This window comes from Saccharopolyspora antimicrobica (assembly GCF_003635025.1).
Taxonomy (GTDB): Bacteria; Actinomycetota; Actinomycetes; order Mycobacteriales; family Pseudonocardiaceae; genus Saccharopolyspora; species Saccharopolyspora antimicrobica.
In genome coordinates this window covers 6,379,323-6,391,371 of sequence record NZ_RBXX01000002.1, presented here as the reverse complement: position 1 = coordinate 6,391,371, position 12,049 = coordinate 6,379,323, and the positions used below count along the sequence as shown (strand labels likewise).

Below are 12,049 nucleotides of genomic sequence, written 5' to 3'. Positions count from 1 at the left end.
GAACACTGTTACCCACTCACGACCGCCCACCTGAGGTGATCAAGCTTCCGGGTCGCCGAAGACCTTGCCCGGGTTGAAGATTCCCGCCGGGTCCAGGGCTGCCTTGATCGCGTGGTGCATGCCGATCACCGTGGGGCTCAGCTCGGCGTGGAGGCCCTTCCGCTTCAGGAGGCCCACGCCGTGCTCGCCCGTCACCGTGCCTCCCATGGCGATCGCGTCCGCCACGATGTCGTCGAAGGCCAGTTGGGCTCGTTCTCGGGCCGCTTCGTCTCCGGGCTGGGTGATGATCAGGGGGTGGAGGTTGCCGTCTCCGGCGTGGGCGATGTTGGCGATCTGGGTTTCGTGGCGCTTGGCGGAGGCTTCGATGCGGGCCAGCATTTCCGGGACCTTCGCGCGCGGGACGCAGACGTCTTCGGTGAGCACCGGGCCGAGTCGCTCCAGCGCCGGGTAGGCCAGGCGGCGGGCTGCGAACAGGGCGTCGGCCTCGTGCTCGTCGGTGGATCGGGCGCTCCAGGTGGCTCCGGCCTCGTCGAAGCAGCGCAGGAGCGCGTCGACTTCCTGCTCACCCGCCGCGCCCGGCGTGTCCGAGCGGCCCAGGAGCAGCACGTTCGCCTCAGCGCTCAGGCCCATGTTCTTCCACTCGTCGACCGCGCGGAGGCAATGCTGGTCGAGCAGTTCCAGCGCCGAGGGCACCACACCCGCCGCAGCCACCGCCGCGACCGCTTCTCCGGCCTCCACCAGCGAATCGAAGTAGCCGACCACCGTGCGCTCCGGGGCGCGCAGGCCCGGCAGCAGCTTGACGGTGATCTCGGTGATCACGCCGAGCGTGCCCTCCGATCCGACGAACAGGCCGCACAGGTCGTAACCGGCCACGCCCTTGGCGGTGCGGCGGCCGAGTCGGACGACCTCGCCGTTGCCGACGACCGCTTCCAGGCCGAGCACGTAGTCGCGGGTCACGCCGTACTTCACGCAGCACACGCCGCCCGCGTTGGTGGAGGCGTTGCCGCCGATGGTCGACCACGGCGAGCTCGCCGGGTCCGGCGGGTACCAGGCACCCTGCTCGCGGCAGGCCGCGCGCAGGTCGTCGTTCACCACGCCGGGTTGCACCACGGCCAGCTGCTCGCGCGGGTTGATCTCCAGGATCCGGTTCATGTCCGCCAGCGAGATCAGCACACAGCCGTCGACGGCGTTGGCCCCACCGGACAACCCCGTTCCCGCACCTCGCGGTACCACCGGAATGCCCAGCTCAGCGCAGATCCGGACGGTGGCCACCACGTCGTCGGTGCTCCTGGCCCGCACCACGGCGAGCGGTTTGCCGTGCGGCGCCCACTCCGCTTCGTCGTGGGCGAAACGACCGGTGGAGTCCGGGTCCGTGAGCAGCACCGGCTCCGGAAGTGCTGCGCGCAACGCCGCCAGCGCCTTCTCCGACATGTCGTCCTCCATCCGCGTCGAACCGGCCCCCACGTTAACCAACGCGACCGGCGACCGGTTAGCCAGAGCAACGACATTTCGAACAGTAGTCACGAGAGCACTGTCAGTACGGGATGACCGGCACGTACAGGTGCGAGGCGTGGTCGCCGCCGAGGTGGATGGTGGCGCCGCGCCCGCTCTTGCGGTCGTCCGGGTCGTTGTGCGCCAGCAGCCCCATGTTGTCGTCGTCGGCCTGGACGCGCAGTTGCAGGCGTTGCCCGGCTTCGAGCGTGATGGAGGTCGGCCAGATCTCCACTTCGAGCAGGGTCGGCACACCGGGTTCGAGCGGCTGGATCTCGTCGTGGCTGTGCCACGGGCGGTGCGGGAGACTGCGTTCGGGATCGAGCTTGCGGTGCGAGGCGCGCAGCCAGCCGATGCCCATCGGCACCGGTGTGGCCTGCCCGCCGGGCCCGATCGCGGGGATGCGCCGGCCATCGGCGTCGTACTGCTCCAGCTGGACGAAGACGTCGAGGTCGTCGGCGATGTGCGAAACCCACAGCCGCAGGGCGAGCGGTCCGGTGATCTCCAGCCTCTCGGTCGCGGTGAAGTCGAAGGTGGCCGGGTACGGCGTCCGGCCCTCGGCGGGCCGATCCCAGCCGAGCTCTCCCCGCCCCAGGTAGAGCCGACGCCACCGGGTTCGCGGGAGCGGCCAGTCCTGCTCGTCGCGCCATTCGACGTCGTGCCCGCGGCGGATCGCGAGCCGGACCGGTGCGACGCCGTCCATCGCGGTCCGGTCGCCGTCGAGAAAGCGCCGCAGGAAACGCAGTTGGAGGTCCTTGGCCCAGTCCGCGTAGTACGGGTCGACGTGCGATCCGACGTGGACCACGAGCCACTTGTGCTCGGAAGCGGCACCGAGCCAGCCCTCGACGTTGCCGCGCAGGTGCAGGTGGATCGAGCCCCAGTTCCCCGCCGACAGCACGGGGACCCGCACCTCGGCGAGGTCGACGGTCCGCTCGCGGTACCAGTCGTCGACCAGCTCGCGCGAGCGGAGGTCCTCGGGCATGCTGGCGTGCTCGCCGTTGAGCTGCGGGATGATCTGCTGCCGCCACCAGTTCTCGGTGGCGTTGGTGTAGATGCCGCCCTGGCGGCCCCAGTCGCGGTAGAAGTCGGTGCAGCCCTCCCACGCGACGACCGCGGCCAGGTGCGGCGGCTGGAGCGAGGCGACGTGCCAGCCCATCATCGCGTACCAGGAGATGCCGCTGCTGGCGACCTTCCCGGTCGACCACGGCTGCACACCGCACCACTCGACGACGTCGTAGAAGTCCTCGGCGTCCTGGCGGCTGAAGACGTCGAGCCGGCCGCCGGACTTGCCGGTGCCGCGCGCGTCGGCACGGACGACGGCGAACCCGTGCTCGGTCCACCACTCCGGATTCGGCGTCTCCCACACCATGTGTGCGCCCTGCTCGACGAGCTCGTACATGGGAAACCGCTCCGGCCAGTGGACGTCCTTGCCGTAAGGGCTCATCGAAGCGATCACCGGCACCGGCCGCGCACCATCGGGCCGGAACACGTCGACGACGATCGGCGTGCCGTCCCTGGCCGGAACCACCACGTCGCGGTCGATCCGCATGAGCCCGCGGTCAGTTGGTGGCGATGATGGTGTTGATCAGGTCTGCGCCGGGGAAGTCCATCATGATGACTCCCGTGCGCGGGAGGTCGTTGGACTTCAGGTGTTCCAGGGCGTAGTCGTTCACCCCTCGGAAGCCCACCGCTCCGCAGGCGACCGCGTTCGGGAAGGCCGCCGGGCTGGAACCGCTGGTGAAGTTCAGGAACATCTCGCCCCGGTCCGCCGCCGCGGTCTTGTCCAGGTGGGCGCGGGCCTTGTTCCACTTGTCGTCGATGTCGAACAGCGTCGGGACGTTGTACTCGTCCTGCACGTACTCGCCCCAGGTGTCGTTGTCGAACTGGCCGATGCCGCGCCCGCCGTAGAGGCCGCCGCCCGCGCCCTGCAGCGTCGCGAGCACGATCTTGCCGCGCACCTCGCCCAATGCGGGAACGCCACCGCCGGCCGGGTCGTGCAGGTACTTGCCGTTGGGGTCGTTGTCGCGGTACCAGTCCAGGATCTGATCGACCTCGAGACTGCTGTTCTCGTCGGTGCACGAGGCCACTTCGCCGGTGCACTCGGCCTTGAGCCGCATGAGCACCGTCTCGCCCGGGTGCGCGGACAGGAAGTCGCCCGCCTTCCGCAGCACGTCGGAGAAGTTCGCGTTCTGGTAGAACGGCCCGTGGTGCAGCGTGAACCGGTCGTCGTAGCGGCGCACCCGGATGTCGATGGCGCGGATGCCCGACTGCAGCTGGACGGCGAGGGTTTCGGCGCTGTCGCCGTGGTTCTCCTGCGTCTGGGCCAGCTCACCGCCGTGCAGCGACAGCGTCTGGTGCGTGCCCGGGATCGACAGCTGCGCCAGGCTCGCGTCGTCGGGCAGCCCGGCCATCCAGTCCGGGTTCGACGCGTCCTTGACGCTCTGGCAGTACGGCGCGGCAGCCGCTGTTCCTGGCACCATCGCAACGGACAACGCCAGCGCGAGCACGGCTGCCGCGCGAACCGCCTTCCCAGACATGCGCCACAGAATTCCGCCCCGGCCGCCGCGGCGGACCGATTGGCGGGAACTCGCCAGCGCTTCAGAACCGGTGCTGCCAGATCTCCCGGGAGATCCCGACCGGGTCCGTGGCCACCGTCGGCGGGGTGTTCCAGATCCGGACCTGGCGATCGGCCAGCGCGTACGCGGGCCAGCCGGGATCACCGTTGGTGGCGAAGGAAACCCACGACTCGCGCATCGCCGCCGAGAGGGCTTCGAAGTCCGCCGGTGCTTCGCCGCTGAACACGTGCTCCGTGACGTCGCTGCGGTCGACGCCGAAGGTGAACGGCACGTCCAAGCCGTGGCAGGCGCCGAGAGCGCCATCGCGGGCCGGGCTAGGCCACGCGAACTCGTAGGCGTAGCTGCGCTCGCCCGCCTGCGCGTGCCCTTCCGCGCACCACAGCGACGGCATCCGGAACAGCTGGTCGCTGAGCAGCAACGAGTGCAGGTCGGCATCGGCGATGCCCGGGTACCCGGCGCGGTACTCCTCCAGCACCGACGGGGCCAGCCGCAGGCCGTGCGCCAGCAGCGCGGGGTCGGCCATCTCCACCGGGAAGTCCACCGTGAACAACCGGGCCTCGTCGGTGTTGTACCCGCTGATCAGCTCGATGTCCCGGCCCGCGCCGTCGCGCAGCGCCACCCACGGCAGGTCGTCGAGCAGCTCGCCGTCGGGCACCACCGCGAACGGCGTGGAGTTGGTCCAGTCGGCGCGGTTCCGGTTCTGCTCCGCCATCACGGCCAGCTGTGCGGCGTGGATCGCCTCCGACGGCACCTCGCCCAGCGCTTCGGAGGTCGCGGCGACTCCGAGCGGAGCGACGATCAGGTCGCTGATCCGCCGGGTCTCCTCCGCGCCGCAGAAGACCGCGCCGACGCTCTGGGCGATGCCGCGGCGGAACAGGCCCGTCTTCGCCGAGCCCGCGGCCAGCGTCACCACCGAGCTCGCGCCCGAGGACTCGCCGAAGATCGTCACGTTGCCCGGGTCGCCGCCGAAGGAGGCGATGTTGTCCTGCACCCAGCGCAACGCCGCCAACTGGTCCAGGATCCCGCGGTTGGCCGGAGCATCCGCCACCCAGCCGAAACCCTCGTAGCCGACGCGGTAGTTCAGCGTCACCACGACCACACCGGCCTGCGCCAGCCTCGTGCCGTCGAAGGCCGGGCTGTCGCTCGTGCCGCCCATGTACGCGCCGCCGTGGATCCACACCATCACCGGCAGGCCGGCGCCGATGTCCGGCGACCACACGTTGACGCTGAGGCAATCGGTGTCATCACCGGGCGTCCACCACGGCGATGCTGCGGGCATCACGGTGGCCTGCGGCACCGAGGCGCTGAAGGCCGTCGCCTCCCGCACCCCGTCCCAGGCCTCGGGAGCTGCCGGGGCCTGGAAGCGGCGCGCGCCGTCCAGCGGTGCCGCGTAGGGAATTCCCCTGAAAACGGCCACGTCACCGCTGAAAGCGCCGCGCACCGCGCCGCTGCGAGTTGAAACCACGAGTTCCATACCCATATGTAACCACGCTAGGTATCGACTCGTCCGGCATTCGGGAGATCTCAGGCCGGGAAGCGGTGCTGCCAGATCTCGCGGGAGGCCTTGACCGGGTCGGCGACCACCCGCGACGGGACGTGCCAGATCCGGGTTTGGCGGTTCTGCGCGGTGTACTCGGGCCAACCCGGGTCTCCGCTGGTGGCGAAGGAGATCCACGAGCCGCGCAGTTCCGCTGAGAGGGTCTCGAAGTCCGCGGGCGGCTCTTCGCCGAGCAGGGTCGTGCCGAGCAGATCGCCGGAAACGCCGAAGGTGAACGGGATGTCGAGGCCGTGGCACGCGCCGAACACGCCATCGCGGCCCGGTGCGGGCCAGGCGAACTCGTAGAGGTAGCTGCGCCCGCCCGCCTGCGCGTGCGCTTCGGCGCTCCAGAGCCCCGGCATCCGGAACAGCTGGTCGCTGAGCATCAGCGCGTACAGCTCCGCGTCGGGCTCGCCCGGGTACCCGGCGCGGTACTGCTCCACCACCGACGGGTCCAGCCGCAGGCCGCGGGCCAACTGCGCGGGATCCTTGGCCGCCGCGGGCATGTCCACGGTGAACATCCGGGCTTCATGGGTGTTGTAACCGCAGATCAGCTCCACGCCCCGCCCCGAACCGCGGCGCAGCATCGCCCACGGCAGGTCGTCGAGGACAGCACCGTCGAAGACCACCGCGTAGGGCGTCGAGTTCGTCCAGGCCGCGCGGTCCTGGTTGATCTCCGCCATCGCCGCGGCCTGCGCGCCGTGGATCGCCTCCGGCGCGACGGCGCCCAGCTCCTCCGCCGTCGCCGACACGCCGAGCCGCCCGAGGACCAGCTCGCTGGCCTTGTGGAACTCGTCCTCCGCGCAGAACAGCGAACCGAGGCTCTGCGCGATGGCCCGCCGGAACAACCCTCGGTCCGCCGAACCGGCGACCAGCGTCGCGACCGAGGTCGCACCGGCGGACTCGCCGAAGATCGTCACGTTCCCGGGATCGCCGCCGAAGGAGGCGATGTTGTCCTGCACCCAGCGCAACGCCGCCAGCTGATCCAGGATCCCGCGGTTGGCCGGAGCATCCGCCACCCAGCCGAAACCCTCGTAGCCGACGCGGTAGTTCACCGTCACCACGACCACACCGGCCTGCGCCAGCCTCGCCGGGTCGTACTCGCTGCTCGACCCGCCGAGGAAGGCACCGCCGTGGATCCAGACCAGCACCGGAAGCCCACCGCCGAGATCCGGCGTCCACACGTTCACCGTCAGGGATTCCGCGCTGTCACCGGGATTCCACGACGACGGGAGGCCCGGCAGGATCGGCGGCTGCGGCACCGACGCGCTGAACTCGGACGCGTCCCGCTCCCCCTCCCACCGCTCCGGAGCTTCCGGGGCCTGGAACCGGCGCGGCCCGTCCAACGGCGCCGCGTACGGAATCCCCTTGAAAAGGCACAACTCTCCACCGGCGGTGCCACGCACCGCACCGCGCTCAGTCCGCACCACAAGATCCATGCACTCATACAACCATCCGCGGTCCGGCCGCGGTTCCTCAGGCGGACAACCGCTCCAGCGCCGACCGGCTCTCCTCGTCGGCGGCGCGGTAGATCAGCAACCGCTGGTCCGGATCTTGCAGCGGCACGAGCACTTCGAAGTCCAGGGCGAGCACGCCGGCCTCCGGATGCCGCAGCACCTTGCTCCCGCGGCCGTTGACCTGGACGTCCCGCTCCGCCCACAACCGCGCGAATTCCTCATCCTCGGCGGTGAATTCGGCGATGAGATCGGTCAGCGCCCGGTCATCCGGGTGCGCGGCCCACGCGGCGCGCAGGTGGGCGATGCCCTCCCGCAGGACGCGCTCGCGGTCCGCGTAGCGCTCGCGGATCTCCGGGTGCATCAGGCACAACCACATCGAATTGCGCTGCGGCGCGGGCAAGGTGCCGAAATCCAGCAGCACCTGCGCCATCTCGTCGTTCCAGGCGAGGATGTCGTAGCGGTGGTTCATCAGCATGGCGGGCAGCGGCGAGAGGTCGGCGACCAGCCGGGCCAGCGGTGGCGCGGCGGCGGTGGCGAGTTCGTCGGCGCTGCGGGGGCGCTGCTGGGCCAGGCCGAAGAGGTAGGCGCGCTCTCCCGGCGCCAGGCGCAGTGCGCCGGCCAGCGCCTCCACCACCTCCGCGGAGGGCCGCAGCCCGCGCCCCTGCTCCAGCCGCACGACGTAGTCGACGCTGATCCCGGCCAGCTCGGCGACCTCCTCGCGGCGCAAGCCCGGAGTACGCCGGGCCTGCCTGCGCTCCGGCAGGCCGAAATCGCGCGGGTCCAGGCTTTCGCGCCGGGCCCGCAGGAACGCGGCCAGCTCCTGCGTCCGGTGCGTGGTGCGGGTCATCACCGCCGATCCTACCGCCGGGGTAGGACTGGCCTTCCCAGGAAGTTCCGCCCCTTAACCACGGCTCGTGACGCTCGCAGACTCGGTTTCGACAACGGATCGCGAGCACGGAGGTACACCATGTCGCTCACCCTCGACACCTACCGGCTGCTGGGCCGCTCCGGGCTGCGGGTCTCACCGCTGGCGCTGGGCACGGCCACTTTCGGCACCGAGTGGGGCTGGGGCGCGGAGGAGGCCGAGGCGCGCAAGCTGTTCGACACCTACGTCGAGCGCGGCGGCAACTTCATCGACACCGCCAACACCTACACCGAGGGCAGCTCCGAGCGGCTGCTGGGCGAGTTCGCCCGCGCCGAGCGCGAGAGCCTGGTGCTGGCGACGAAGTACTCGACGCTGCGCAGGCCTGGTGACCCGAATTCCGGGGGCGCGCACCGCAAGAGCCTGTTCGCGTCGGTGGAAACCAGTCTGCGGCGGCTGCGAACCGACTACGTCGACCTGCTCTTCCTGCACGTCTGGGACTTCACGACGCCGGTCGAGGAGGTCCTGCGCGGGATGGACGATCTGGTCCGGCAGGGCAAGGTCCTGCACGTGGCGATGTCCAACGTCCCGGCCTGGCAGGTGTCGCGCATGCAGGCGATCGCCGATCTGCGCGGCTGGTCGCCGCTGGTCGCGCTGCAGATCGAGTACAACCTCGTCAACCGGGCCGCGGAACGCGACCTGCTCCCGATGGCGCGGGAGCTGGGCCTGGGCGTGACCCCGTACTCACCGCTGGCGGGCGGCCTGCTCACCGGCAAGTACAGCCGCGCCGACCTGGCGGGCGCCGGATCCGGTGAGAGCGCGCGCAAGAGCTTCAACGCCGGTCTGGGCATGGTGACCGAGCGCAACCTCGCGATCGCCGACGCCGTGCGGGAAGTCGCCGCGGAGCTGGATCGCACACCCGCCCAGGTCGGACTGGCCTGGCTGCTGCAGAACCCGGGCGTGACGGCACCGGTCATCGGTGCCCGCACCCCCGAGCAGCTGGAGGGCAATCTGGGTGCCCTGGAGGTCGAGTTCACCGCCACCCAGCTGGACCGCCTGGAAGCGGCCAGCGCGATCGAACTCGGCTATCCGCACGACCTGCTCGCCGGCGACCACATCCGCGCCGTGACCAGAGGCGATCTGAAGGTCGAAAACCGCCGCTGACAACGAAAAACCCCGCCGCCCGGCGGTCGGACCGGGCGGCGGGGTCGTTCGGTCGATCAGGCGGCCTTGAGCACGCCGTCGATCAGGCCGAGGTTGGCCAGCACCTCGCGGGTGGCCTTGGCCCGGTTGAGGCTGTAGAAGTGCAGCGCCGGAACGCCTTCGGCGATCAGCTTCTCGCACAGCCGGGTGGTGATCTCCAGGCCCGCCTCCCGGAATCCGGGCGCGTCCTCGCGCAGCGGGTCCAGCACCGCCGACACCTCGTCCGGGATGGTCATGTTGCTCAGCTGGGTCGTCATGCCCAGGACCTTCGGCGTGGTGATCGGCATGACGCCCGGCAGCAGCGGCTGGTGGCAGCCGCGCTGCTCCAGCCGGTCCCGCAGCCGCAGGAAGTACTCCGGCTCCAGGAACATCTGCGCCACCGAGAAGTCCGCCCCGGCCCGCAGCTTGTTGACCATGTGCTCGGTGTCGGACTCCAGGTCCGGCGAACGCGGGTGCAGGTGCGGGAACGCCGCGACGCCCACGCTGAAGTCACCGCACTCGCGAACCAGCCGGACCAGCTCGTCGGCGTAGGTGATGCCCTCCGGGTGCGGGATCCACTCGCCCAGCGGGTCGCCCGGCGGGTCGCCGCGGATGGCCAGCACGTTCGTGATGCCCTCGGCCGCGTACGAACCGATGACGTGGCGCAGCTCGGCGATCGAGTGGTTCACCCCGGTCAGGTGCGCCACCGGCACCAGCGTGGTGTCCCTGGCGATCCGGCCCGTGGTCCGGACCGTGCGGTCCCGGCTGGATCCGCCCGCGCCGTAGGTCACCGACACGTAGGCGGGGTCCAGCGGCTCCAGCTCCCGGATGGCCCGCCACAGCTGGCGTTCCTCCTCGTCGGTCTTCGGCGGGAAGAACTCCACCGAGAACACCGTCTTGCCGGGGCGCAGCCGGTCGATGACTTTGGTCATTCCTGGCCTCCCTCATTCCCAGCTTGGTCTCGTCAAGCGGCACAACCGCTCGTCCAGCGGCAGAACCACCTCGTCCGGCACGGCTGCGGTTCACCAGCTCCCGTGAGCACTTCGTGTTGCCATGACCCCACAAAGTGCTCACGGCTGGAACCGAACCATCGGCGGCGAGGCGAGCGGGCAACCCGACCACCGTCAGGCAAGCGCCGGAGGCGCTTCCGGCGGTGGACAGCAACCGCGAAGCCTCACCGCGCTCAGCCTCGGCGGTGGCCGCATGTGCCGCAGGCGCATGACCCACCTACGGCACTTGCACCGCCGCGGGTTCTCAGAGGCTTTCTCGCGAGGACAGCCCGGACGCCGCGTATACGTTCATACTCAAGTCCGGGATCCCGCAGTCGAGAAAGCCTCTGAGGTTCCGCTACCCGCACCGCCACGCAGAACGAGCACAGCGATTCAAAGAATCAGTAGCGGTAGTGGTCCGGCTTGTACGGGCCGTTCACGTCCACACCGATGTAGGCCGCCTGCTCCTTGGTCAGCTTGGTGAGCTTGACGCCGAGGGCGTCCAGGTGCAGGCGGGCGACCTTCTCGTCCAGGTGCTTGGGCAGCACGTAGACCTGCTTGTCGTACTCGCCCGGCTTGGTGAACAGCTCGATCTGGGCGATCGTCTGGTTGGTGAAGGAGTTCGACATCACGAAGCTGGGGTGGCCGGTGGCGTTGCCCAGGTTCAGCAGGCGGCCCTCGGACAGCACGATGATCGAGTGCCCGTCCGGGAACGCGTACTCGTGGACCTGCGGCTTGATCTCCTGCTTCTTGACGCCGGGGAGCCGCTCCAGGCCGGCCATGTCGATCTCGTTGTCGAAGTGGCCGATGTTGCCCACGATGGCGTTGTGCTTCATCTGCGCCATGTGCTCGGCGGTGATGATGTTGAAGTTGCCGGTCGTGGTGACGAAGATGTCCGCGATCGAGACGACCTCTTCCAGGGTGGTGACCTGGTAGCCGTCCATCGCCGCCTGCAGCGCGCAGATCGGGTCGATCTCGGTGACGATCACGCGGGCGCCCTGGCCGCGCAGCGACTCCGCCGAGCCCTTGCCGACGTCGCCGTAACCGCAGATCACGGCGACCTTGCCGCCGATGAGCACGTCGGTGGCGCGGTTGATGCCGTCGACCAGCGAGTGGCGGCAGCCGTACTTGTTGTCGAACTTCGACTTGGTGACCGAGTCGTTGACGTTGATCGCCGGGAACAGCAGGTCGTCGGTCTTGGCCAGCTCGTAGAGCCGGTGCACACCGGTGGTGGTCTCCTCGGTGACGCCCTTGATGTCCGCGGCGAGGCGGGTGAACCGCTTGCCGTCGGCGGCCAGGCTCTTGCGCAGCGTCTCCAGGAAGACCTTGAACTCGTCGGAGTCGTCGTCGGTGGCCTGCGGGACCGCACCGGCGGCCTCGAACTCCACGCCCTTGTGCACCAGCATGGTGGCGTCGCCGCCGTCGTCGAGGATCATGTTCGGGCCCTGCTCACCGAACTGGAACAGCTGGTCGGTGCACCACCAGTAGTCCTCCAGCGTCTCGCCCTTCCAGGCGAACACCGGAACGCCCGCGGGCTTGTCCGGGGTGCCGTTCGGGCCGACGACGACCGCCGCCGCGGCCTCGTCCTGGGTGGAGAAGATGTTGCAGGACACCCAGCGGACCTCGGCGCCCAGCGCGACCAGGGTCTCGATCAGCACGGCGGTCTGCACGGTCATGTGCAGCGAGCCGGCGATCCGCGCGCCCTTCAACGGCTGAGCGGCCGCGTACTCCTCGCGGGTCGCCATCAGGCCCGGCATCTCGTGCTCGGCCAACCGGATCTGGTGCCGCCCGGCCTCGGCCAGCGTCAGATCCCTGACGGCGAACTCCAGGCCGTTGACCTTCTGCAGCTTCGCGCTCATGGCTTCCTTTCTGATTTCCCGATCTTGTCAGGTCTCGTCGGATCGGGTGTCGAGTTGCAGGGTAGCGCCCTTCCAGGGGCGCCGACCTGCGTCGAT

General features: G+C 69.9%; 9 protein-coding genes. 1 reads left to right on the top strand and 8 read right to left on the bottom strand.

Annotated features, from left to right (window positions below):
* Nucleotides 1–39: 39 nt before the first annotated feature.
* The 6 genes from ATL45_RS30305 to ATL45_RS30280 form a co-directional block, all read right to left on the bottom strand.
* Nucleotides 40–1,431, bottom strand: a complete 1,392-nt coding sequence (locus ATL45_RS30305) for an FAD-binding oxidoreductase (RefSeq protein WP_093147430.1) — start codon at nucleotides 1,429–1,431, stop codon at nucleotides 40–42.
* A 103-nt stretch (nucleotides 1,432–1,534) separates the two neighbouring features.
* Nucleotides 1,535–3,040 (bottom strand): CocE/NonD family hydrolase, encoded by a 1,506-nt coding sequence (locus tag ATL45_RS30300; protein ID WP_093146406.1) that lies wholly within the window; start codon nucleotides 3,038–3,040, stop codon nucleotides 1,535–1,537.
* 10 nt (nucleotides 3,041–3,050) lie between these two features.
* Nucleotides 3,051–4,028 carry a phosphatidylinositol-specific phospholipase C gene (locus ATL45_RS30295; protein ID WP_093146405.1) on the bottom strand — a complete coding sequence of 326 codons (978 nt, stop codon included), beginning with the start codon at nucleotides 4,026–4,028 and terminating at the stop codon, nucleotides 3,051–3,053.
* A 61-nt stretch (nucleotides 4,029–4,089) separates the two neighbouring features.
* Nucleotides 4,090–5,547, bottom strand: coding sequence for a carboxylesterase/lipase family protein (locus ATL45_RS30290; protein WP_246025637.1), 1,458 nt, complete (start codon nucleotides 5,545–5,547; stop codon nucleotides 4,090–4,092).
* Nucleotides 5,548–5,591: 44 nt separating this feature from the next.
* Nucleotides 5,592–7,043 (bottom strand): carboxylesterase/lipase family protein, encoded by a 1,452-nt coding sequence (locus ATL45_RS30285; protein WP_093146403.1) that lies wholly within the window; start codon nucleotides 7,041–7,043, stop codon nucleotides 5,592–5,594.
* Between the two features lie 37 nt (nucleotides 7,044–7,080).
* Nucleotides 7,081–7,908 carry a helix-turn-helix domain-containing protein gene (locus tag ATL45_RS30280; protein WP_211841328.1) on the bottom strand — a complete coding sequence of 276 codons (828 nt, stop codon included), beginning with the start codon at nucleotides 7,906–7,908 and terminating at the stop codon, nucleotides 7,081–7,083.
* 120 nt (nucleotides 7,909–8,028) lie between these two features.
* Here ATL45_RS30280 and ATL45_RS30275 point away from each other — a divergent pair, with 120 nt between their 5' ends.
* Entirely contained in the window at nucleotides 8,029–9,087 is a 1,059-nt protein-coding gene (locus ATL45_RS30275; RefSeq protein WP_093146401.1) for an aldo/keto reductase, read from the top strand.
* A 56-nt stretch (nucleotides 9,088–9,143) separates the two neighbouring features.
* Here ATL45_RS30275 and ATL45_RS30270 read toward each other — a convergent pair whose 3' ends face one another.
* Together ATL45_RS30270 and ahcY are read right to left on the bottom strand one after the other, a co-directional pair.
* A complete protein-coding gene (locus ATL45_RS30270; protein WP_093146400.1) occupies nucleotides 9,144–10,037 on the bottom strand; it encodes a methylenetetrahydrofolate reductase in 894 nt (297 codons plus the stop codon).
* A 458-nt stretch (nucleotides 10,038–10,495) separates the two neighbouring features.
* Nucleotides 10,496–11,953, bottom strand: coding sequence for an adenosylhomocysteinase (gene ahcY, locus ATL45_RS30265; RefSeq protein WP_093146399.1), 1,458 nt, complete (start codon nucleotides 11,951–11,953; stop codon nucleotides 10,496–10,498).
* Nucleotides 11,954–12,049: the final 96 nt, after the last annotated feature.

Coding starts and splice junctions, on each gene's coding strand:
- ATL45_RS30290 (WP_246025637.1), bottom strand. CDS start 5,547: ATGGGTATGGAACTCGTGGTTTCAACTCGCAGCGGCGCGGTGCGCGGC.
- ATL45_RS30275 (WP_093146401.1), top strand. CDS start 8,029: ATGTCGCTCACCCTCGACACCTACCGGCTGCTGGGCCGCTCCGGGCTG.
- ATL45_RS30300 (WP_093146406.1), bottom strand. CDS start 3,040: ATGCGGATCGACCGCGACGTGGTGGTTCCGGCCAGGGACGGCACGCCG.
- ATL45_RS30305 (WP_093147430.1), bottom strand. CDS start 1,431: ATGTCGGAGAAGGCGCTGGCGGCGTTGCGCGCAGCACTTCCGGAGCCG.
- ahcY (WP_093146399.1), bottom strand. CDS start 11,953: ATGAGCGCGAAGCTGCAGAAGGTCAACGGCCTGGAGTTCGCCGTCAGG.
- ATL45_RS30280 (WP_211841328.1), bottom strand. CDS start 7,908: ATGACCCGCACCACGCACCGGACGCAGGAGCTGGCCGCGTTCCTGCGG.
- ATL45_RS30295 (WP_093146405.1), bottom strand. CDS start 4,028: ATGTCTGGGAAGGCGGTTCGCGCGGCAGCCGTGCTCGCGCTGGCGTTG.
- ATL45_RS30270 (WP_093146400.1), bottom strand. CDS start 10,037: ATGACCAAAGTCATCGACCGGCTGCGCCCCGGCAAGACGGTGTTCTCG.
- ATL45_RS30285 (WP_093146403.1), bottom strand. CDS start 7,043: ATGGATCTTGTGGTGCGGACTGAGCGCGGTGCGGTGCGTGGCACCGCC.